The organism is Paraburkholderia sp. FW306-02-B, from assembly GCF_058782725.1.
This window is the reverse complement of sequence record NZ_JBYSXZ010000002.1, coordinates 1,108,570-1,129,252: the sequence shown is the minus strand read 5'-3', so window position 1 is coordinate 1,129,252 and position 20,683 is coordinate 1,108,570. Positions and strand designations below refer to the sequence as shown.

The 20,683-nt window shown below is 62.2% G+C and carries 19 protein-coding genes; 9 read left to right on the top strand and 10 right to left on the bottom strand.

The window, feature by feature from the left end; all coding sequences use genetic code 11:
• The first annotated feature begins 487 nt into the window (after positions 1–487).
• On the top strand, positions 488–1,672 hold the full coding sequence (locus tag AC3WOG_RS26100) for a sialidase family protein (RefSeq protein WP_492580764.1): 1,185 nt from the start codon (positions 488–490) through the stop codon (positions 1,670–1,672).
• 530 nt (positions 1,673–2,202) lie between these two features.
• Here AC3WOG_RS26100 and AC3WOG_RS26095 read toward each other — a convergent pair.
• The 3 genes from AC3WOG_RS26095 to AC3WOG_RS26085 all read right to left on the bottom strand — a co-directional run bounded on the left by AC3WOG_RS26095 (position 2,203) and on the right by AC3WOG_RS26085 (position 6,943).
• Positions 2,203–2,973: a methyltransferase domain-containing protein gene (locus AC3WOG_RS26095; protein ID WP_492580763.1), complete on the bottom strand. Its 771-nt coding sequence runs from the start codon at positions 2,971–2,973 to the stop codon at positions 2,203–2,205.
• A gap of 531 nt (positions 2,974–3,504) precedes the next feature.
• A complete protein-coding gene (locus tag AC3WOG_RS26090; protein WP_492580762.1) occupies positions 3,505–5,133 on the bottom strand; it encodes a hypothetical protein in 1,629 nt (542 codons plus the stop codon).
• Between the two features lie 1,045 nt (positions 5,134–6,178).
• A complete protein-coding gene (locus AC3WOG_RS26085; RefSeq protein ID WP_492580761.1) occupies positions 6,179–6,943 on the bottom strand; it encodes a molybdate ABC transporter substrate-binding protein in 765 nt (254 codons plus the stop codon).
• 107 nt (positions 6,944–7,050) lie between these two features.
• Here AC3WOG_RS26085 and AC3WOG_RS26080 point away from each other — a divergent pair, with 107 nt between their 5' ends.
• The 3 genes from AC3WOG_RS26080 (at position 7,051) to AC3WOG_RS26070 (ending at position 9,521) form a co-directional block, all read left to right on the top strand.
• Complete coding sequence (locus AC3WOG_RS26080; RefSeq protein WP_492580760.1) at positions 7,051–8,031, top strand: LysR family transcriptional regulator; 981 nt, start codon at positions 7,051–7,053, stop codon at positions 8,029–8,031.
• A complete protein-coding gene (locus tag AC3WOG_RS26075) occupies positions 8,003–8,188 on the top strand; it encodes a hypothetical protein (protein ID WP_492582563.1) in 186 nt (61 codons plus the stop codon). Before AC3WOG_RS26080 ends, AC3WOG_RS26075 begins: the two co-directional genes overlap by 29 nt.
• 538 nt (positions 8,189–8,726) lie before the next feature.
• The gene (locus AC3WOG_RS26070; protein WP_492580759.1) at positions 8,727–9,521 is read left to right on the top strand and encodes a DUF899 domain-containing protein; all 795 of its coding nucleotides are present in this window, start codon (positions 8,727–8,729) and stop codon (positions 9,519–9,521) included.
• A gap of 177 nt (positions 9,522–9,698) precedes the next feature.
• Here AC3WOG_RS26070 and AC3WOG_RS26065 read toward each other — a convergent pair whose 3' ends face one another.
• Positions 9,699–10,718, bottom strand: a complete 1,020-nt coding sequence (locus tag AC3WOG_RS26065; protein WP_492582453.1) for a nitrilase-related carbon-nitrogen hydrolase — start codon at positions 10,716–10,718, stop codon at positions 9,699–9,701.
• Between the two features lie 92 nt (positions 10,719–10,810).
• Here AC3WOG_RS26065 and AC3WOG_RS26060 point away from each other — a divergent pair, with 92 nt between their 5' ends.
• On the top strand, positions 10,811–11,680 hold the full coding sequence (locus tag AC3WOG_RS26060) for a LysR family transcriptional regulator (protein ID WP_492580758.1): 870 nt from the start codon (positions 10,811–10,813) through the stop codon (positions 11,678–11,680).
• Positions 11,681–12,006: 326 nt separating this feature from the next.
• Here the strand turns inward: AC3WOG_RS26060 and AC3WOG_RS26055 are convergent, their stop codons facing one another.
• Genes AC3WOG_RS26055 through AC3WOG_RS26030 form a run of 6 tightly spaced genes read right to left on the bottom strand, consistent with a single transcriptional unit; the run spans position 12,007 to position 17,605 of the window.
• Complete coding sequence (locus AC3WOG_RS26055) at positions 12,007–12,228, bottom strand: zinc ribbon domain-containing protein (protein WP_492580757.1); 222 nt, start codon at positions 12,226–12,228, stop codon at positions 12,007–12,009.
• A 6-nt stretch (positions 12,229–12,234) separates the two neighbouring features.
• On the bottom strand, positions 12,235–13,656 hold the full coding sequence (gene hydA / locus AC3WOG_RS26050; RefSeq protein WP_492580756.1) for a dihydropyrimidinase: 1,422 nt from the start codon (positions 13,654–13,656) through the stop codon (positions 12,235–12,237).
• A complete protein-coding gene (locus AC3WOG_RS26045) occupies positions 13,653–14,603 on the bottom strand; it encodes a dihydrodipicolinate synthase family protein (RefSeq protein ID WP_492580755.1) in 951 nt (316 codons plus the stop codon). The genes hydA and AC3WOG_RS26045 overlap by 4 nt, the downstream gene beginning before the upstream one ends.
• Positions 14,600–15,760 carry an NAD(P)/FAD-dependent oxidoreductase gene (locus AC3WOG_RS26040; protein WP_492580754.1) on the bottom strand — a complete coding sequence of 387 codons (1,161 nt, stop codon included), beginning with the start codon at positions 15,758–15,760 and terminating at the stop codon, positions 14,600–14,602. Before AC3WOG_RS26040 ends, AC3WOG_RS26045 begins: the two co-directional genes overlap by 4 nt.
• Entirely contained in the window at positions 15,757–17,181 is a 1,425-nt protein-coding gene (locus AC3WOG_RS26035; protein WP_492580753.1) for an FAD-dependent oxidoreductase, read from the bottom strand. Before AC3WOG_RS26035 ends, AC3WOG_RS26040 begins: the two co-directional genes overlap by 4 nt.
• Positions 17,171–17,605 carry a (2Fe-2S)-binding protein gene (locus AC3WOG_RS26030; protein ID WP_492580752.1) on the bottom strand — a complete coding sequence of 145 codons (435 nt, stop codon included), beginning with the start codon at positions 17,603–17,605 and terminating at the stop codon, positions 17,171–17,173. The genes AC3WOG_RS26035 and AC3WOG_RS26030 overlap by 11 nt, the downstream gene beginning before the upstream one ends.
• Positions 17,606–17,635: 30 nt before the next feature.
• On the opposite strand from AC3WOG_RS26030, the gene AC3WOG_RS26025 reads away from it, so the two are divergent.
• The 4 genes from AC3WOG_RS26025 to AC3WOG_RS26010 all read left to right on the top strand — a co-directional run bounded on the left by AC3WOG_RS26025 (position 17,636) and on the right by AC3WOG_RS26010 (position 20,608).
• Positions 17,636–18,466, top strand: coding sequence for a transporter substrate-binding domain-containing protein (locus AC3WOG_RS26025; protein WP_492580751.1), 831 nt, complete (start codon positions 17,636–17,638; stop codon positions 18,464–18,466).
• 69 nt (positions 18,467–18,535) lie between these two features.
• Positions 18,536–19,204 carry an amino acid ABC transporter permease gene (locus AC3WOG_RS26020; protein WP_492580750.1) on the top strand — a complete coding sequence of 223 codons (669 nt, stop codon included), beginning with the start codon at positions 18,536–18,538 and terminating at the stop codon, positions 19,202–19,204.
• Positions 19,204–19,893 carry an amino acid ABC transporter permease gene (locus AC3WOG_RS26015; RefSeq protein WP_492580749.1) on the top strand — a complete coding sequence of 230 codons (690 nt, stop codon included), beginning with the start codon at positions 19,204–19,206 and terminating at the stop codon, positions 19,891–19,893. The genes AC3WOG_RS26020 and AC3WOG_RS26015 overlap by 1 nt, the downstream gene beginning before the upstream one ends.
• The gene (locus AC3WOG_RS26010; RefSeq protein WP_492580748.1) at positions 19,871–20,608 is read left to right on the top strand and encodes an amino acid ABC transporter ATP-binding protein; all 738 of its coding nucleotides are present in this window, start codon (positions 19,871–19,873) and stop codon (positions 20,606–20,608) included. Before AC3WOG_RS26015 ends, AC3WOG_RS26010 begins: the two co-directional genes overlap by 23 nt.
• Positions 20,609–20,683 lie beyond the last annotated feature (75 nt).

Genomic DNA, 20,683 nt, shown 5'->3' with positions numbered 1-20,683 from the left:
TGAATCTCTCGGTGGATGGCAGCAAGCGGTGGTTTTGCGGCGGGGCAAGTCGTTTTTCGCACGTGAATCGGCCGTTCACACTGCGAGAGTCATGGTGCCGGTGATGTGCATCCGGTGAATGGATCGCCCGCGGCCACCTGGACGGGCGGGCGATCCATTCACCGGATGCACTGCCGACAAAGTGCACGCGCAGGAGACCGCATTCGGGAGCGTCCTTTATCCAGCCACGTCGATCGAGCCATGGGTGGCGGCCGATCCAACCAACGCGGATCGCCTCCTCGTCGGCCACCAGCAGGACCGGTAGGACGACGGTGGCTCACGCGGAACCGTCGGCGTTGTCTCCAAAGATGCGGGCAGCAACTGGACCAATTCGATCCCGACCGGCGTTACCGACTGCACCGGGGGTGCATTCAGTCGCGCGTCGGATCCCTGGGTAGACTTTGCGCAAGACGGAACGGCCTTCTTCATGTCGCTGGCGGTGGACCCCATGAAGCCGACGACTCCGTTTGGAGCACGCAATAGCGGGATGCTGGTCAGCCGCTCCGTCGACCACGGCGCGACGTGGCAAACTCCGGTTACGCTGATCCGCAACAACTCGCCGCACGTGCTAAATGACAAGAACTCGCTCACGGCCGATCCGACCGCGAACCGATACGTCTATGCGGTGTGGGATCAGTTGAGCGTCTTCCCGCACAGCAGCGACGCTGCTCAATTGCTTGCGGAAAACGATGGTGTCGCAATCGCGCGCAAATTGCTTAACGCTGCAGCGGGCGGTGCTCCGGTCTTTAAGTTCAATTTCACCGGCCCGACCTTCTTCTCGCGATCCACCGACAACGGCGTGACCTGGAGCACGGCCGCCCCGATCTACCAGCCGGGCACGAACAAACAGACAATCGACAACATCGTGCAGGTGTTGCCTGATGGGACCCTGCTCGATTTCTTCACCGCGATCAATGTCACGGCGCCTGGCGTTGCCAACGTAGGCTATATAAAGTCCACGGATAAGGGGGCGAACTGGAGCGGACCGGCGTTCGCCAGCGATATTCAAGTGTCCGGAGTGGTCACTCCGGACACCAGCCAGCCGATACGCGATGCCTCTATCCTCTACAGTGTCGCTGTGAACCGGGTCACGGGGGCAATCTATCTCGCCTGGCAGGACGATCGCTTTTCGAAGGCCATGTGCCCCACCTCCACAAGTTCCACTGGGTCAATCCCGATCGACGGGATCGTTTTCAGCGAGTCGGATAACGGCGGGGTCACCTGGTCGCCGCCGGTGATGATCAACAAGACGCCGACGAATGCCACGAACGCGTGCCGTCAGCAGGCCTTCATCCCCGCGGTGGTGGCGTCGGGCGACGGCAGGACGATCGTGGTGACGTACTACGACTTTCGTAATGACGGGAAGACATCTGGCATCGAGGGCACCGACTATTTCGCGCTCTTCTGCTCTACCTCCACCTCGTGCACGGACTCTGCCAACTGGGGCGATGAGAAGCAACTGACCGAAACCTCGTTCAACATACTTGATGCTCCGGTGGCGCGTGGCCATTTCCTCGGCGATTACATGGGCTTGGCTGCTAGCGGGCCGAATACCGTGTACCCAGTATTCGGCATAGCCACGGGTCACAACGTGACGGCCGAGTTCACCCGCAAAATCTTCAATTTGCCGTGAGCGCAACGGGCGGCGACTGGAGGAGGGTCGCCGCCCAGTCCTCCGGGATGCGCCAGGGTCCCGGCAACAGCTCATATGAGGAGGGGAATGCGCGAGCTCGCTGCGATGATGCAGCAGTGTTTTCGTTGCTTGATCACCTTGGACGCCCGTTCCCTGCACTCCCGAACCGCAAGATCTTTTTCATGATCTCCGTCCCTTTTTCTGAGACCAGCCAATCGGAAATGAACACGTATGGGAGAAGCCAATGGTTCGGCCAATGACCGCCTGTCAGTAACAGGTAGCGAACGTCCGCAGCAGGATGTGAATCGGACGTTTCCATGAACGAGCACCAGCCTCAGCGAAGGACCGCTCGTGGCCGTACTCTGCCCGATGACACCAGACTCAAACTGCCCGGCGCACAACCGCGCATGCCGGAGCAGCAGTGCCCCTCCGCGCCACGACAGCCAGACGCTGACGCACTGTCGTCGCCGACGGGTCGTCTGGCGACATTTCCGCCCCGCGGAGACATTTGAAATCGAAGACGGAGCCGATCACGGTTTGTCCGCACGTAGTGAGACGCTCCTGACGCCGAATTTCTCTGTTGCCCGCTGGGCGTTGTCAGACAGGAAGCGATACTGGTCGTTGACGTGTTGCGCGACGACTTGCAGACCGGCTGCCTCGATCGCCTGCCTGTAGCGGTCGACTTGCCAGGCACCACCGATGCAGGCGGCCCACAGGGTCGTGTTGCATGAAATGCTTTCAGGCAGATCGACATCGGTCACGATGTCGGCAATCGCAAGCCGGCCTCCCGGGCGCAGCAGCCGCGCCACCTCGCGGAACACCTGGGGCTTGTCCACGGCAAGGTTGATCACGCCATTGCTGATCACCACGTCGAAGCAGCCATCTTCAAACGGCGCGGCGTCGATGTAGCCCTTGACATAAGTGATGTTGCGCACGCCGTGGCGTCGGCGAAGCGCTTCGGCCTTGGCGCGCTGGGCATCGGTCATGTCCAGTCCGATCACCATACCCGTCGGTCCGGTCAACAGGCTGGCGACGAAGGTATCCATGCCCGAGCCACTGCCGAGATCGAGCACGCGCGCGCCCTCCATCTCGTCGAGCAGGTGAAAGAAGTAGCCGACGCCGGCGAACGAATCGATGGCCTCGGCGGGGACGAGGTCCAGGTCGGCCGTCGGGTAGCCGAGCCGCTCGGCCAGCGCACGGCCCATTTCGAAGTGGAATTCGCCGTGTGGATTCTCGGCGACGTCGCAGTACATCGCCTGCACCTTGCTTTCGAGTTCGCTGCGATCGACTTGGGTGGACATGGAGACCTCCAGTTCGGCAGGCGCCGACTATTGCAAACGGCATTCAAAGCGCCCGGGTCGACGGCGCTCCCTTGGGAAGGATAGGTCACAATCGATCCAAGCGTGCCATGTCCATCATGGCTGATTGCGCGCGCCCTCGCAGGCCGGCTGTGGGGTCGCTTCGGTGTGTCGGGGTTGTCTTGCACAGCCGCGCCGCCCGTCTCCGCATAGCCGATCATGTGCGTCTTCGCACCGTGGCCAGCGACGCACGGCGCCTGGTCCTTTCGTCTTCGTCATTAGACGTTGCGATGACAGTAGCCGTGCAAGACTCCGACTACAACGGGGCACACCGAGGCTTACCTCATCAGGTTGTTCGTTGCCTGCCCGCACGCGTCGCGGCGGGCTCGCAGTCCTGCGTACAACGGCAGGCATTGAACAAACTTCAACGCCCTCGGACGATCGTCGCCGGTCCGGAGTCGACCCGTTTCTGACATTCGACACATCGCTGCCTCAACGGCAGCTTCCGAGGTGCATCGGTCAATGCATGCCGCCTTAATGCTGGTCAAGATAGAGCTTGGCCAGGCGTACCTCCGGCCGGACCGTGTCCGCGTTTTGCGTAAGCGCGACAAGCTTCCCGTAATAGAGCTGCGCCTTCTGCTTATCGTGCGCCAGGTTAGCCGCTTTCGCCGCACCATATAGGCCTCGCAGCCGGTTGGGGGTTGCTTGCATCGATACCTCGTACTCCTTCAGCGCATCGGCAGGTCGCTTCAGATCGAGCAACATCTCGCCCAGCAGCTCGCGCATCGGGTAAAGCCTGTTCTCCATCGCGACGTGCTTTTCGCTGCTGTCCTCCAGGTCGGCCGCGGCGCGCATCTGCTCGAGCCCCTGATCGTCCTTGCGCTGGGCATGCGCCAGCCACGCCGAAACGGCCAGGATCTGCACCTGGACCTGCTCGCCCCAGTACGGCTGGTTTGACTGTTCGAGCTTGGCGCGCAACTGCGTGAGCATGTCGATATTCGTCTGCACCATGTCCACCTTCCCGCTGCGAGCGCAGCCTAGCGCGCGGGCGAAATACGTGATTGCCTCGGCTTGCGGCCAGCGACTGGCGCGCGGCTCAAGCGTGGCCGCCTCTTGCCAGGCGCCGCGCTCGAGCGCGTAGCGTGCCGGAATGGCTGCCAGCGCGGTATAGGTTGCCACTCGGTCAAATGGAAATTGCGTGGCAGCATTGGCGTCGTCACGGACTTGTCGTGCACGCGCGTCCTGGCCCAGCTGTAGATAGGCGTACTCCATGAAATCCCATGAATGGGGTGCCGATGGGTGGGTGGCGCCCGGCCAGCTTCTGGCGGCTTCTTCCTGCATTACCTTCAGTGCCGCTTCGTTCGACTTGATGGATGGTTCCCACATGCCGAGCATCGAGTAGATGTGCGAGGGCATGTGCAGTGCGTGCGGCGCCGCCGGAGCGATTTGCGCGTATTTGTTGGCAAACGGCAGCCCGCGTTGCGCGAGCGGTGCGTAGTCGTAGCTGTGGATCAAGTAGTGCGCGACACCGGGGTGGTCCGGCTGCTCACGGTAGATTTTCTCCAGGATCGCCGCAGCCTCGAGTTGATTAGCGTACGTCTTGTCGCTGGGCTGCGCGGCCTCGTTGAGCGCAAGCGCGTAGAAAATCGCGGCTTCCGAATCGTCGGGATATTTCTGCGTCAAGCGGGCCATCGCGTGCTCGTACGCCAACGTTCGCTGGCTTTGGGGGACCTTGTCGTAGTCTTTGTAAAACGCCTCGGCTGCCAGTAGCCAGTCGCGCTCCCGTTCGGTCTTGGGACCCAGCGCCAAGCCCTTTTCCACTGCTTCCCAGCCGCGCTTGAGTGCCGCCTCGTCGAAAGGCGGGACCAGCGGATTCTGGCGCTGGGCAATCGCAAGGCCCCAGTACGCTATTGCACATTGCGGATCGATCCGGGTCACGGCCTCGAACGCCTTGAGCGTCGACGGGTAAAAGAATGAATGCAGCATCGCCAGTGCCTTCTCGAACTGGACTTGTGCCGCAGGGCTGCATGAAGTGGGGAACTTCACGGTGCCGAACTTCCCGCCACCCGTCTCCGCACCGGCGTGTTCTTCGTGTTGGGCAAGCGCCGGAGCGGCCGCGAGGGCCGCGAGCACGCATGCGCTGATTAGCTGCTTGTGATGCATGATGACCTCCTCCGCAGGGCGAAGGGCAAACCTCACGCGAGATCGTCGCAAATGGTGGTGCTGGGCGGCCAGGCAGTGTTGCCCGTCGCGGTGACATTGCTGTTTGAGCGGGCTCGGGTCGCCGCGGACGACTCTGACAGGAGGAGTTGATTGGCGAACTCTCTTTGTTCTAGTCAAGGCGGTACGTGCCAACAAGCTCGGAAACCCCTAGCTTTGTCGCGGCGTGGCTTGAAAAGGAATGTGGTTCAAGCCAACGCATTTTTCTTGTGACCCGCGATGAAAAACGAAACAACATAACAAAGTCAGCATCCGGTTGAATATGCGCTTGCGCACATGTGTGACGCTAACCTCATCCGGGGATGTACGTTCTACCCTTTCGTGCTGCGCCACCTATGTTGAAGATGCACGCATGCCGTTGCAGCATCTTCTGGCTACGCGTGCGGCACGACGCACAGTGTTCGCCGTCAATCGGCGGTGCGTGAACGCCTATTAGAAGATCAATATGAAGACTGCCACCTTGGCGCGCAGCGGCTTCGCCTGCCCCCGACTGGAATGCGTTGGCCCTTTTGTCAGGTCCTGGATAGATGGCCCGACCACGCGTAAGGATCTAGCGTGACCCATTGCAATAGCGGCAGAGATCGGGGGGCTTGAACTGCCGGTCCGGATAATGGAGGTGAACGGACATGGCGAACGCATTTAGGCAGAAATGGATGCAGATCATCTTGGCTGTGATGGTCCTCGCCCTCCCCGGCATTGCAGGCGCCACATTGACATTCAGCAGCATCGTCGTGTTCGGTACCAGCCTGTCCGACCCGGGCGATGCGTTCACGCTGCTGGCTCACCCACCGGCGGGAATGAATCTGGAGGGCAACGTCACTCAGACCAAGCCGCCCTACGACACCCTCGACGAGTCGCTGGTACCGAGTGCCCCTTACGCAAAGGGAGGGCACCACTTCAGCAACGGTGCGACATGGATCGAGCAGTTTGCAGGCGTGGAGCGGACATTCGGGAAATCAGTTTGGAGCGCCGCGTTGATCCGACTTGATCACGGGCTTGCGCGCTCCAGGCCCTTAGCCTCAAGCACAGAGGTCGCTTTGGGTTCCATGAGAAGCCGGATTAGTGCCTCTGAGGCTTTGGCATCGCCTGTGTGTGCGCTGACGCCTGCCGAATACACCGTGTCGTGCTGCAATTCCCGAGGGAGAACACCCACCAGCCTGACACCGCGGACACCGACGATGTTTGGCACGGTTATAACCGTGGCATCGGCCGCACCTTTTGCTACGGCTTCGATCACGTCACCCCCCGGCACTGCCACGAGACGGGGCTTTACCTTCTCCGCGATCCCCAGCCGGTCAAGGAGACTGAGGAGATACGCTCCACTGGCGCTCTCGGGCGACCACGAGAGCGAGCGGGCACCAAGCAGCGCCTGCCGGAACGCATCTACCGTGCTGATATCAGGGGGCAGCATGCCGGCACGCATCGCCATGCCGACCATCGCTTTCGCGATGTCGGTGCGTGTCCCTGCAGCAATCCTGCCTTGCCCGATCAGATCGTCGACTTGCGCGGGTAAGAGAATGACTACGTCAAACGCCTCGCCTGCTTCTATCTGCCGTTTCAGCGTTGCCGCGTTGTCAAACCTGGTGACAAGCCTGTGGCCGGTTTGCTGTTCAAATGCGGGCCCCAGTTCTTCGAGGGTCGACTTCAATGTGGGCGTACTGAGTACTTTGAGCCCTTCGGCCCCTACCGTCGGGGTGTGGGTAAGGGCAAGCAGGGCGGCGAGGCAGACGCTCGCCAGCACACGGACTCCCATGGCAGTCTCCTTGTTTGATCCCTTCGCCGACAACAACGTAGTGACTTCGCAATGCCGTTTCTGATGGAATCATAGTCTGTCCGGTGATAAGCAGATAATTTCAAATTATGATCGTGCGATCAGGAAATCGAATAGAAGGGGTTGACATGGAAAATGATCGACTCAGGCGGCGACTGAAACTACGCGATCTGGACACGTTGATGACAGTGGCCAATGCAGGTGGGATGCGAAAGGCTGCCGAGCAGCTTCACATGTCCCAGCCGGCCGTCTCGAAGGCTATCGCGGACCTGGAAGGCGTTCTCGGTGTGCGGCTCGTCGATCGCAGTCGGCATGGTGTGGAGCCGACAGTGTTCGGACGCGCACTGCTCAAACGTGGCGCTGCGATTTTCGACGAATTGCGTCACGGCATCAGCGAGATGGAGTTCCTCGCCGACCCTGACGCAGGCGAGCTGCACGTCGGATGCGTCGAGACGATTACTGCAGGGTTTGCCGCCGCGATCGTTGAGAGAATGTCGTGTCAGCATCCGCGTCTCATCTTCTCGGTTGCATCGGGCGACGCGCCCGTTCTGGAAGCGCATTTCCTGCGCGAACGTATCTGCGAACTGGCTATCGCGAGACCGTTCACGGCGGCTCCCGGCCCGGACATGGATGGCGAGCCGCTGTTTCATGAGCGGCTCAGGGTCGTGGTGTCGAACCGGAGCGAGTGGGCAGCGCGGCGCCGGCCCGCGCTCGCGGAGCTGGTCAACGCGCCATGGATCCTGTCGCCCAACGAGATCGGACAGCATTCGCCGGTGGTCGAGGCATTCCGCGCGATCGGTGCGGAACTGCCGGTCGCGCGCGTTCTGACCGGATCCCTCAATCTGCGCCGCAGCCTGCTACAAACCGGACGATTCGTGACCGTGATGCCGCACTCACTGCTGCGTTTCGGCCCGGACAAGGCGTGGATCAAGGTGTTGCCGATAGACCTGCCGACGTGGGAGGTGCCTACCATGATCATCACGGTGAAGAACCACACGCTGAGTCCGGTTGCCGAACGGTTTGTGGATCAGGCACGCACGCTTGCAAAGTCGCTCGCTGCTGTTCAGTGAACGATTCAGCTCGGCGGCTGGCGACAATGTCGTCGCGCTGACCGGTTGCTCCGTAACGAAAGCACCACAGACCAACGTTCTCGGAACGTTACTTGCTGCCATCACGTTGCGTCCGTTCACCGAAGTCCAAGCGGGCATCCGTCGTTATGCCAATTGATCTTTGCCAGCAATCCGCGGCTATCTATAAAGGCCGAAGTTTCCTCGTCACACCAATCCCTGCAGATGTCTCCTTGCTGATGAATGCCGGACACTCGGAAAGTAGATTTGCCGATCGGCCATAGGCTGCTTGTGGCCGGTTTGTGCCTGTCTGCCATCGGCAGAAGTCGACCCCAAACGGGAATTCGCGCGCCCTCGGCCGAACGCACGTCCACGACCCAAACCGGGCCTCGCGCTCATTTGAGCGCGTTCCGGAAAGCGGCCGTGCTGGGCCATCGCGAAACCCCGAAGCGCGAGCGCAGGAGCCTCGTCGCGCAACGCCACGCGGTTCAACGCGCCGAGGGGGTCCCCGCTTCGAGCCCACGCGCCGCGGCTGTCGTCAGCGACTCCATCGGAATACCGCCACACTTGTTACTCCCAACGTTCGATTTCCGGTGCCAAGCTATCTCACACCCAACAACGAGCGATGAGCAGCGAATCGAATCGCGCTTCAGCCACGCGGCGCCGGAATTCACCCAAACCAGGAGATTGCAAAAGCCATGACTACATCAACTGAGAACGGACGGCAAGGCGGGCAGCCTGCCATGCACACACCACCGGTCGTGTCGCCGCAGGCGTGGGAGGCGGCCCGCGAACAGCTGCTCGTGAAGGAAAAGGCCCAGACCCGCGCCCGTGACGCACTGGCCGCCGAGCGCCGGCGAATGCCGTGGATGGCCGTGGAGACGGCGTATGCGTTCGAGGGGCCTGCGGGCAAGGCCAGCCTGCTCGACCTGTTCGACGGTCGACGCCAGCTGATCGTCTACCGCGCCTTCTTCGAGCCGGGCGTGTTCGGCTGGCCCGACCACGCCTGCCGGGGCTGCTCCATGGTGGCCGACCAGGTCGCCCACGTCGCCCACCTGAACGCCCGCGACACCACCCTCGTCTTCGTCTCGCGTGCGCCTCAGGCGGACATCGCGCGGCTGAAGGCGCGGATGGGTTGGCAGATACCGTGGTTCACCCTCACGGACAGCTTCGACGCCGACTTCGGCGTGGCCGAGTGGCACGGCACGAACGTGTTCTACCGCGACGGCGACCGCGTGTTCCGCACCTACTTCATCAACAACCGCGGCGACGAGCAGATGGGGGGCACCTGGAACTACCTCGACATCACGCCGCTGGGCCGGCAGGAGGTCTGGGAGGACTCGCCCGAGGGCTACCCGCAGACCCCGACCTACAAGTGGTGGAACTGGCACGACAGCTACGTCGCGGACGCAGCGCCCGACAAGAAGTGGGTCGAGGTGTCGGATGCCGGAGAGGCGGCGTTCCGGAACCAGGACACGAGCACGAAGCCATGAGCCAGGCCTGTTCCGGTGGATCCGACGGGCGGCGACGGCCGGTCAGAGGGGACCGCGATCGGCCGTCGCGCGAAGGTCCGCTATGAAGAGCGGTCGCGAATGTCCGGTACAGCGGCAAACCCGCTTACTGCATTCGAACTGGAAGCGAAAGTATTCATGTCGAATTCGTGACTAACGCTAACCTATCCGTCGGTTGCGTCCAACCTGCGCAAAACTGAGCGCGATCGCACCTCTTGAAGAGACGCCCCGTGGTTCGAAAGTTGTCGCATGATGGTCAGATTGGGTCAGCAGCCCGTAGAGATCCGGGCGGCGAGCCGTAAGCCATTGCTGACCGGCACTTCTGTCGATCAGGCCAGAATCCAGATCGGCTGAAATGATTGCGTCTCCCCTGCTGCCACTCTCGGCCAGAATGCGACCGCATGGATCGACGATCATCCCTGTCCCGGTCGGACATTCGCGGTCGTTGATTTCCTCCCCGTCGCTCAATACGACAAACACTCCGTTGTCGCCGGCCCTCGCCGGCAGCCAGCGACGCAGCCAGTCCGCGGCGTCGCCGTCGGCTCTTGCGTCCGCGACGCTCCCGTCAGAGTCACGGCGAAGCGATTGTTCCATCGAGACAGGCTGCATCCGGTGATGGCCTGCGCGGTTCGCGCCGTACCTTCGATGTGGAGCAATAAGCAGCGTTGCGCCCATGAGCGCCGTCATGCGCACGTTCTCGATCAGATAATTGTCGCCGCCGATGAGGATGCCGATGCGAATCCCCCACGACGTATCGAAGACGGTGAACCGATCTCCGCTACAGATCCGCCGATGTTCGAACGCATGCAGCTTACGGTGGCAATAGCGCAGGCCACCCGGCAGGCAAACCACGTAGCTGTTGAACAACCGCCCATCCGTCGCACGCTCGATCATGCCGACGCCGGCGGCCACGCCCGTGCGTTCGACTGCATCGGCAACCGCGCCGACCGAAGGTCCGTCGAGCGGTTCTGCCAGCGCATCGAGTTCAGCGCGATGAAGCTTCGTCATGCTTGCGTACCCGACGATACAGGCCTCCGGAAAGACCACCAGGCCGATGTCCTTACGAGCGGCAAGCGCCAGGCAGTCCGCAATGCGCGCGACGTTCTGCGAGGTGTCGCCGCGACGAGATACAAGCGGGATGGATGCAACGCGAAGTACTGGAGCAGACGGGAAGGACATCTTCATGACCTGATGGACGGAACAACGCTATTGGAGCGCTCGACGTTCGATAAGTAAAATGAACATTTCGACGTATTCAATCACTTATTGGAATGGAACTCAGATTACTACGCGCCTTTCTGACCGTCGCGGAACTCCGCCACTTTGGGCATGCAGCCGAAGTGCTCTGCCTCAGCCAGCCCGCTCTCAGCAAGCAGATTGCGGCGTTGGAGGCGAGCCTTGGTGCCCGGCTGTTCGAGCGCGGCAGGCATGGCGCGGAACTCACCACCTTCGGCGCGGGGTTTCTCTCCGACGCCCAGGCTCTCGTACGCGATGCGGACGACATTCTTGCGCGTGCGCGCGAGGCGAGCAGCGGAACGCGCGGCTATTTACGCGTCGGTCTCGGACTCTCGACCCTTACCCGGGTACCGCAACTCATCGCCGAATTCCGCAGGCTCTATCCGAACGTTAGCGTCACACTCAACGATGTTTCTTCCGCGGAGCAGACCCGGCGGCTTCTCGCCGGTAAGCTCGACGTCGGTTTCCTGCGCTTGCCGGCTGACGCGGGGCTGTCTGCGTTTCCGGTACTCGATGAGGCACTGGCACTGGCGATACCACAGCACGCGCGCTGGAAACGCGTTCCGTCAAATCTGAATGAGTTGAACGAGCTCGGATTCATCGCGCTTGCGCGCGGACGTGGTCCAGGACTGGCTGCGCAAATCGATCACTGGTGTGGTGAGCATGGTTTCGCGCCTAGAGTGATTCAGCAAACCGACGACATCCAGTCGGTCCTCGCCGGTGTCGCGGCGGGCGTCGGCGCGGCGTTCCTGCCCTCGCGAGCGCAATACCTGTTGCGTGACGCCAGGGTGCTGCCGTTACGTGATGCGGCCGCTCAGTGGCGTGTCGGGCTCGCCTGGCAGTTTGCGCGCGACGAAGCGGTGGTGACGCGTTTCGTCGCGTTCGTGCGCGCGGCGATGAAGTAAGCGCCTTGAACGGACCACGAGCGACTGAAATCGGTTGAAAACTCCGCCAAACGGCCGCTACTGAGCGTGGATCTTGATTGGCTGCTTCTGGCCGGACAGCCATATGCAACTGGCATAACCCGACTCACTTCCGCCGCTCGACCCGGCGCGACTTCAACGGCAGCTTCCAAGGTGCAACGGTCGTTTGCGCAGTTGGGTCGGCTGGCACGTGCTCGGTCTTTACTGCCACTCGAGGACTGATTGAAAACCCCGGGCACCGCCGTGGCTCGGACATCTGCTTGCGAGAAAGCTGAACAATTAATCCCATCGCCGTTCAAGTAAACTTTCTAAAGACAGCAACCACAGCCACCTTGATGCCTGAAGCCATAGGCCCCTTCGTCCGCCGGCATTTTCCCGGCGCGCTGCGCAAGCAGCACCGTCGAACCACTGACGATGCGCGGCGACAACAGGCCGCACTCCGGGCACGACATTCGCTCATCACGCCTGGAAACCGGGCGAATGGAATCGAACGTCCCGCATGCATCGCAGGCATACTCATAGATTGGCATGGTGTTCTACCAATGACCGCCAAGTTCACCGCGCGCGACAAACTTTCCCTGACCGGTCCGTCCGACCCAGTCGCCATTGTCGATCAGCAATTCCCCCCGTAGCAGCACTTTCTTCACCCGGCCCGTGACCGCGCGACCTTCGAACAACGTGAAGTCGCAATCGCCGTGTTGCGTGTCCGCGCTGATCATGTGCGACTCGTGCGGATCGAACAGGACGATATCGGCGTCGCTGCCGATCGCAAGCGTTCCCTTCTTCGGGAACAGGCCGAAAAGCTTGGCTGGCGCAGTCGACATCAACTCGACGAAGCGATTCAGCGAAATGCGACCGCCTCGTACGCCGCCGTCGTAGACCACCGTCATGCGCGTTTCGACGCCAGGCACGCCGTTCGGAATCTTCGAAAAATCATCGCGTCCAAGCGGCTTCTGGTTGACATTGCCGCGGTGACCCTCCTTCATGCAATACGGACAGTGATCGGTCGAGATCAGTTGCAGATCGTCGGTCTTGAGCGCAGTCCAGAGCGCGTTCTGCGCCTCTTTCGAGCGCAGTGGCGGACTCATCACGTAACGCGCGAGCTCGAAGCTGTCGTCGGCGTACGCTGATTCATCGAAGAACAGATAGTGCGGGCAGGTCTCCGCGAACACGGGAATACCTAAGTCGCGCGCTTCGATCACATGCTTCAATGCCTCTTTCGCCGAAAGGTGTACGAAAAAAACGGGTGCTTCGGCGAGTTCGGCGAGCTTGATGCCGCGATGCGTCGCTTCGCCCTCCATGATCGCAGGCCGCGTCAGCGCGTGATAACGCGGCGCGGTATGGCCCTGCGCGAGCGCCTCGCGAATCAGCAGGTCGATAACCGTGCCGTTCTCGGCATGCAACGCGATCATGCCGCCGTGCTGGCCGACCATCCGCATCGCCTGAAAAATGGCGGCGTCGTCCGACATAACCGTGCCGGGATAAGCCATGAACATCTTGAAGCTCGATACGCCTTCGTGACGGATCGCATATTGCATGTCGCCGAGCACGCGCTCGTCCACCTGCGTCACGATCACGTGAAAGCCGTAGTCGATGCTCGCCGCTGACGATGCCTTCGATTGCGCCCGCGAGATCGCATCGAGAGGGCTCGTGCCGGCGGTTTGCAATGCGAAGTCGATGATCGTCGTGGTTCCGCCGAAGGCCGCCGAACGCGTGCCCGATGCAAAGTTGTCGCAGGTCACCGAGGCCCCGAAGGTGTTCTCCATGTGCGTATGGCAATCGACGCCTCCGGGAAACACCAGCAGCCCTGCCGCGTCGATCACGTTCACATCCGGTCCCCCGTCGAGATTCAGTCCGATGCTGACGATGCGCTCGCCTTCCACGAGGATGTCGGCGATGTAGTCGTCAACGGCCGTAATGATGCGGCCGCCTTTGATGAGGGTTGGGGTCAGGCTCATGAGTCACTCCGTTGAGCGTCGGTTGCGATGGCGAGCGCGTCTTCGAGACGTGTCAGCTCTGCGTGGGAAAGCGGCGGGATCGGAGGGCGCATCGACGGATGCGGGAAGTGGCCCAGCAGATGCAGGCAGGCTTTCAGGCGCGCATTGGCGTACGAGCCGGGCGCGGTTCCGTAGATGACCTTCGCAAGCGGATAGATGCGCGCATGAAGCTGCTGCGCGCGGCCGAGATCACCGTGTTCGACAGCGCGATACAGCGCCACGATCAGTTCGGGAACAACGGCCGCAAGGCTGACGAGGCTACCTTCGGTGCCGATTGCAAAACAGGTGAACAGGTGTTCGTCGCCGGAAGCCATCACGGCCACATGCGGCGCGATCGATTTAACGAGCCGGCGGTTCGCTTCGTAGGCAGCAGTCTCCCAACTGCCTTCCTTGATGGCCACGACCTCGGGCAAGCCGACGAGCGCGGCGAGCATCTGCGGCGTGTAGGCCATGCCGCCCGTGGCGACGCCGGCCTGGTAAAGCATCATGGGCAGGCGGGCCTCGGCGTTGGCGATCCGGTGATGCATCAGCACGGTGTCGAGATCGGTCGATAGCGCCCATGAGAACGGCGGAAACAGCAGCATGGCATCGGCGCCGGCCTGTCTTGCGTCGTTTGCGTGGGCCTGCGCCTCATAGCTGTCCTCGGCATTCACGCCGGCTACAATGATCGAGCGATCGCCGCAGACGGCATGCGCAATTTCCACGACGCGCCGCTTGTCTGCGGCCGAGAGCGTGAAATTCTCGCCGGCATGACCATTCACCAGAAGTCCGGCAATACCGTCGACGCTCGCCACCGCCTCCATATGCCGTTCGAGTGCCGCTTCGTCCAGGTGTCGCCCATCCGCGTCGAGGGGGCACAGCGTAGCGGCATAGACGCCGTTGAATGGGTCGGCATGCGTGGGGATCATTCTGTCTTTTCCCAATGAGGTTGGACGGCTGCATCGTCATGAACGACGAGCCGCGCCGGATCGAACAGGGGCAACTCGGGTTCTTCGCCGAGCATGGTCTGGGCAAGCAGCTTGCCCATGTAGGGACCGCTGGTGTAACCGGAGTGCGCGCAGCCGATCACCCACGCATCCGGGGAACCGGGGAGCGCACCGATCATCGGCATGGCGTCGGCGGTTTCGGATTCGAGGCCGAGCCAGATGCGGGCCACGCGCGCCTTGGCGAGCGCGGGAATCACATGCTGCGCGAGCCGGAGATTGCCGATCAGGTTGTCCGGCACGGTTTCCACGCCGCCACGCACGCGATCGCCGATGCCTTGCCAGCCGCCGCCTATCAGGACACTGCCGTTGGCGAACTGCTTCATCGACAGCAGGCCGTTCGCGATGCTCAGCACCGACTTCATCACGGGCGGCATGCGTTCAGTGACGATCAACTGATTGACGAGCGTCTTGACGGGAATGTGGATGCCGAGCATCGCGAGCAGGGGCTCCAGCCACACGCCGCCCGCCATCACCAGACGCGTCGCGTCGATACGGATGGCGTCGTCCGGGCCGTACACCTGATACATCCCCGCGACGCGCTCGATGCGCGTTACCGGTGTCTGCTCGAAAACGTGCACACCCGCTTCGCGCAACGCCGCATGGAAAGCGCGGCCCGTGAGATAGGCACTGGCGAAGCCGTCGGTTGCACAGTACGCGGCTTGCAGCATCGCTGGATTCAGGCCTGGCTCGACGGCGAGCGCGGCATCCCGGTCGAGCAGATCGATCCGCGCGCCGTACTCGCGCCTCGCCGCCGCGCGTTGCTGCAGCAGCACTTTCTCGGACTCCGTGAAGGCAAGCGCGAGGCCGGGAGCCGACGTGGCGAGCACGCCGTGGCCTAGCCACGTGTCGGTGTTCATCCACATTTTCCACCCGCGGATCGCATAGGGAACGAGCGCGGCGCGGGTCATATGCAGCGTCAGCGTGCCGGCGTTCACGCCCGACGCGCCACGGCACAGCGCGTCGCGTTCGATCACCGCCACTCGCATGCCGGCTCGCGCGAGAAATAGTGCGGTGGTGCATCCCATCACGCCGCCGCCGAGCACGGCGACATCGAATGCGGTCGTCGTCGGCTGGTTCATAACGGCGCAGCCTTCGGGATCGGAATGTCGTCGTAGCTGAACTCGCCGGTAAGCGCTTCAACCGTCACAGGCCGCAACGGCGTGCGGGCGGAAAAACAGCCCGCGCGTTCGCGCGAGCCGCCGCATGCGCGTGCGGCAAGCAGTTCCGCCGCCACGTCCCCGCACGTGCGACCCTGGCACGGTCCCATGCCGCAGCGCGTCCAGGCCTTGAGCTGGTTCACGTCGTGCGCGCCGGCGTCGCAGGCGGCGTCGATTTCGGCGCGCGTCACGTCCTCGCATCGACAGACGATGGTTTGCGGCCCAATGCCGTCGGTATGGCCGGCTCGTAGCGCCATCAATTGCGCCATCGCGCGACCGAAGCGCGCCGCCTTGAGATGCGCCCGACGCACGGACGACAGACGTGACCGGAGCCCGGCGATGTCCGTGCCGCCAAGCTCGATGGCGCAGGCGAGTCCTGCGAGCGTGCCGTGGTGGCTCGCCGCGGCCGCGCCGGCGATGCCTGCGCCGTCGCCCGTCACGTAGAGCCGCGGGCGCGAGGTGCGGCAGTCCTCGTCGGTGATGGCGATCCAGCCGCCCGCCTGCCGCGAGTACCGGTGCTCCGCGCGCAGGAGACGCGTGATTTCGGTTGACGGGGTCAGCCCATGACCGACCGCGATGCAGTCGGCGACCACGCCGATGCGCTCTCCTGAGACGGGCCGGCCTGCTGCGTCACACGGCGCCAGAGTCGCGCGCAGCCGATCGCCGGCGGGCTCGACTTTGACTATCGTGTGCCGCGAATGAATCGGCACGCCTGCGCGGCGAATCTCGCGCCACCAGTGGAAACCCTCGCGCATCAGATCGGGGCGCGACGCCATGGCGGGCAGCGCGCGGGCCCAATCGCCGAGGCCCGCGATATCCGCAATCGCTTCGACCTTGCCACCGCTTTCTATCGTCTTCGCCGCGACGGCCGCAAGCAACGGCCCGCAACCTGCGACGAGCGTCGAACGGCCCGGCAGGATGCCTTGCGATTTGAGAAGGATCGTGGCGGCGGCCAGCCCGATGACACCGGGCGTGGTCCACCCGTCGAAGGGCACGACACGTTCCGTGGTTCCCGCTGCGACGATCAGCGCGCGACCGGTGCAATGCACGGGGCCGGTGGGGCCCGCGGCATCGACGCGATAGTCGCCGGTGACGGCCCAGACCACGTGATCGAAGTAGGTAGCGACCGCGCTTTCGGCGAGCTCGCGCCGCAGCACGTCGCCTGCTTGCTGGTCCGCACCCGACGGAACAGCGGCGTTGACCGGCGCCCGATAAACCTGCCCGCCGGCCGCCGGGTTCTCATCGAACAGCGCAACCTTAAGACCTGCTGCCGACGCAGCCAGTGCCGCGTTCACACCGGCCGGGCCGCCGCCGAGCACGAGGACGTCGAACTCAGATATCAAGGCCGGTCTCCGGTACCTTGTCGACGTGCATTCCATCAGTGGCCGTCGTCCGGCATGCAAGCACGCGGCGATCATCGACTATGACGAGACACTCCTGACAAGACCCCATCAAACAGAACATGCCGCGCGGCGCATCATTGCGCGGACTCGTCCGCAAGGTCTTCGTACCCGCAGCGAACAGCGCAACCGCCACGCTTTCGCCTTGGCAGGCCCGCACCGGTCGGCCGTCGAAGAGAAACCTCACAGTCGCCGCGCCGCCTGTCTTGTCGATGCGCATGGTCTTCTCACCCAGCATGAGACATGCTCCCTTGACAACTAATTTCGTCGATGTTTTTATCTTATCGTATACGTTTCGTATACACAAAATGGCCAAAATAAAGACGGTCCGGGAAGCGTCCGAACCGTGCACCAGAACGGTCAGCATTCGCCCCCGAACCTATTACGGAGTTGCCGCATGAAATCCTCGATCCTCCTCACCCGCATGCTCGCCGTGGGTATTGCCGCCTGCGCGTTGCTCGGCTCGTTCGACGCCAGCGCCCGCACGCTCGACGAAATCATCGCGTCGAAGAAGATCGTGTTCGGCATCAACCCGAACCTGCCGCCGCTCGGCATTTACGACGCGAAAAACAACATCGACGGCTTCGATGTCAGCATTGCCAAGAAGATTGCCGACTCGCTCGGCGTGAAGCTCGAAATCGTTCCGGTTGGCTCGAACGATCGCGTGCCGTTTCTGATGACCGACAAGATCGACGCGGTGATGGGCGGCATGACGCGCAACGCGGACCGCCTGAAGGTGATCGACTTCACCGACCCGGTCAACACCGAAGTGCTAGGTGTCCTGACGACACAGGCGACGTCCTATTCAGACTGGACCCAGTTGAACGATCCGGCGGTACGCCTCGTGCAGGTACGCGGCACGACGCCTATCCAGTTGATCCATGACAAACTGCCCAAGGCGCAACTCCTGATTCTCGACAACTACCCGGATGCGGTTCGCGCGATCGCCCAGGGCCGCGCCGATGCATTGATCGACGTGCTCGACTTCATGCTGAGCTACACGAAGAACTACCCGACGAAATGGCGCGTGGTGGATGCGCCGATCGAAGTGGACTACGACTGCATCGGCGTGCAAAAGGGCAATACGGCGCTCACGCAGCGTCTGAACAAGGAAGTCGGCGCGTTGCAGAAGAACGGCTTTGTCGCCGCAAGCTGGAAGAAGTGGTTCGGCGGCGCCATGCTGCACGACCCGACCGCCTCACCTACGCCTGTTGCGGCCGCGCAGTAAGCGAAACTGGCGACAGCGCTCGTCGCCGTGACGGACGAGCGCTGCGCATCCGGCAGGAGCCACTATTCGATGACCCTACATTTCGAGCCCATCCTCCAGCAGTGGCCTTATCTGCTTGCCGGCGCATGGCTCAGCCTGCAGATCGCCGTGCTCGCGTTTGCGTTCGGCATGATCATCGGCCTCGTCTGTGCTTCAGTGTTGCGCTACGGGCCGGTGTTTCTGCGCAAGGTGGTGATGGTTTACGTGATATTCGCGACCAATACGCCGCAACTCGTGCAGATCTTTTTCCTGTTCTTCGCTCTGCCTGAGATCGGCGTGACCCTGTCGCCGTTCACAGCGGTGTTGATCGGGGCGACGTTCAATGCGGGCGCATATCTGTGCGAGATCCAGCGCGCGGGTTTCAATTCGGTCCGGCTGATGGAGATCGAAGCCGCCGAAGTGCTCGGCTTCTCCACGCCGCAGATCGTGCGGCACGTGATTTTTCCGCACGTGCTGAAGGTGATGTTCCCGCCGCTGTCGAACCAGTTCATCGTCATGACGCTCGGCACGTCGATGGCATCGATCTTCGGTGTCGAGGAACTGACGGGGCGCACGTATAACCTCAGTTCGCAGACCTATCTCTCGGTCGAAGCGTTCAGCGTGGCCGCCGTTCTGTATGTCGCCGTCACACTGATCGCGACTTTCGCGCTGGCAATGATCGGGCGCTATGTCTGCCGCGCCAAAATCAAGGTGTTCTGATGTTCGCTTCCTCACAGGCCGAAATCGCACAACTGTTTTCTTTTTACAACCTGCTGTTGCTGGTGGAAGGGCTCGCTGCAACCTTCGTGCTGTCGGCAGTCGGCTGCTTTACGGGCTTTCTGGCGGGCTTTGTCATAGCGATTGTCCGCGTCACACATTCCCGCACGATGGCGCCTCTGCGCGCCCTCGCCTTTGTCTATTGCTTCCTGTTTCGCCGCATTCCGTTTCTGGTCACGCTGATGCTCGTGTTCTTCGCGAGCCAAACGTCGAAGGCGAATCTCTCGACGTTTTCCGTCGCGTCGCTGAGCGTCTGCCTGATCGCGTCCGCCTACCTTGGCGAGATCATTCGAAGCGGACTCGAATCGGTCCATAAAAATCAATGGGAAGCCGCGCAGACGCTGAATTTCTCGTACTTCGAATTGCTGCGCTTCGTCATCGTGCCGCAAGCGTGGCGCGTGATAGTGCCGCCCACGTTCGGGTTCTTCGTCATGTTCATCAAGGACACGGCGCTCGCCTCGCAGATCGGCGTGATGGAACTGACGTCCGCCGGTAAGGTGCTGACCAACAAGGGTTTTTCCTCGTGGCTCGTGTACGGAACGGTGTTGGTGCTTTATTTTGTGATGTCGTACCCGTTGGCGCGCTTGGGTAAGCGCCTGGAGAAGAAACTTGCCGCAACTCGAAATCGTTGATCTGAAGGCGTCGTATGGGCCGCACACGGTCCTCGAACGCATCAACCTGTCGGTCGAGAAAGGTGAAATTGTCAGCCTGATTGGGCCGTCCGGATCGGGCAAGAGCACGTTGCTGCGCGTTCTACTGGGGCTGTTGCCGCCAGAGCATGGCAGCGTCCGGCTGAACGGCGATCTCGTGAACTATGCGGACAAGGCGGCCGTACGGTCGTTGCGCTCGGAAATCGCGATCGTCTTTCAGCAATACAACCTGTTCCAGAACATGACCGTGCTGGACAACGTGATGATCACGCCTACCCGGATCAAGGGGTGGCCGCGCAAGCAGGTGGAAGAGGATGCCATCCGGCTACTCACGCGCGTGGGCCTGGAACACAGGCTGAAAGCGTATCCGGACGAGTTGTCAGGTGGTCAGCAGCAACGTGTGGCAATCGCCCGCGCGCTGGCGCTAAAGCCGAACGTGCTGTTTCTCGATGAAGTCACGGCCGCGCTCGACCCCGAACTCGTCACTGAAGTACTCGATACGATTCGCGCTCTGGCGTCGGAGGGCATCACCATGTTCATTGTGTCGCACGAGATGAGTTTCGTGCGCGAGGTGTCGTCGAAAGTGGTGTTCATGGCCGGCGGCCATGTGATCGAGACAGGCTCGCCGCGGCAGGTCTTCGATGCTCCGCAGGAAGCTCGCACGCGCGAATTCGTCGGCAAGATCCTGCGTCACTGACGAATGCGATGGATCGGCGAGTTGCCAGCGGGCCGCATGGCGTCCCGCGAGACGGATCGGCGCGACCGCCGTCAT

Excerpts from the sequence above, each read along its gene's own strand:
- AC3WOG_RS26055 (WP_492580757.1), bottom strand. The coding sequence starts at position 12,228 with ATGCCAATCTATGAGTATGCCTGCGATGCATGCGGGACGTTCGATTCC.
- AC3WOG_RS26090 (WP_492580762.1), bottom strand. The coding sequence starts at position 5,133 with ATGCATCACAAGCAGCTAATCAGCGCATGCGTGCTCGCGGCCCTCGCG.
- AC3WOG_RS26065 (WP_492582453.1), bottom strand. The coding sequence starts at position 10,718 with ATGTCCTTCCCGTCTGCTCCAGTACTTCGCGTTGCATCCATCCCGCTT.
- AC3WOG_RS26080 (WP_492580760.1), top strand. The coding sequence starts at position 7,051 with ATGATCGTGCGATCAGGAAATCGAATAGAAGGGGTTGACATGGAAAAT.
- AC3WOG_RS26025 (WP_492580751.1), top strand. The coding sequence starts at position 17,636 with ATGAAATCCTCGATCCTCCTCACCCGCATGCTCGCCGTGGGTATTGCC.
- hydA (WP_492580756.1), bottom strand. The coding sequence starts at position 13,656 with ATGAGCCTGACCCCAACCCTCATCAAAGGCGGCCGCATCATTACGGCC.
- AC3WOG_RS26030 (WP_492580752.1), bottom strand. The coding sequence starts at position 17,605 with ATGCTGACCGTTCTGGTGCACGGTTCGGACGCTTCCCGGACCGTCTTT.
- AC3WOG_RS26060 (WP_492580758.1), top strand. The coding sequence starts at position 10,811 with ATGGAACTCAGATTACTACGCGCCTTTCTGACCGTCGCGGAACTCCGC.
- AC3WOG_RS26100 (WP_492580764.1), top strand. The coding sequence starts at position 488 with ATGAAGCCGACGACTCCGTTTGGAGCACGCAATAGCGGGATGCTGGTC.
- AC3WOG_RS26085 (WP_492580761.1), bottom strand. The coding sequence starts at position 6,943 with ATGGGAGTCCGTGTGCTGGCGAGCGTCTGCCTCGCCGCCCTGCTTGCC.
- AC3WOG_RS26045 (WP_492580755.1), bottom strand. The coding sequence starts at position 14,603 with ATGATCCCCACGCATGCCGACCCATTCAACGGCGTCTATGCCGCTACG.
- AC3WOG_RS26095 (WP_492580763.1), bottom strand. The coding sequence starts at position 2,973 with ATGTCCACCCAAGTCGATCGCAGCGAACTCGAAAGCAAGGTGCAGGCG.
- AC3WOG_RS26020 (WP_492580750.1), top strand. The coding sequence starts at position 18,536 with ATGACCCTACATTTCGAGCCCATCCTCCAGCAGTGGCCTTATCTGCTT.
- AC3WOG_RS26070 (WP_492580759.1), top strand. The coding sequence starts at position 8,727 with ATGACTACATCAACTGAGAACGGACGGCAAGGCGGGCAGCCTGCCATG.
- AC3WOG_RS26040 (WP_492580754.1), bottom strand. The coding sequence starts at position 15,760 with ATGAACCAGCCGACGACGACCGCATTCGATGTCGCCGTGCTCGGCGGC.
- AC3WOG_RS26015 (WP_492580749.1), top strand. The coding sequence starts at position 19,204 with ATGTTCGCTTCCTCACAGGCCGAAATCGCACAACTGTTTTCTTTTTAC.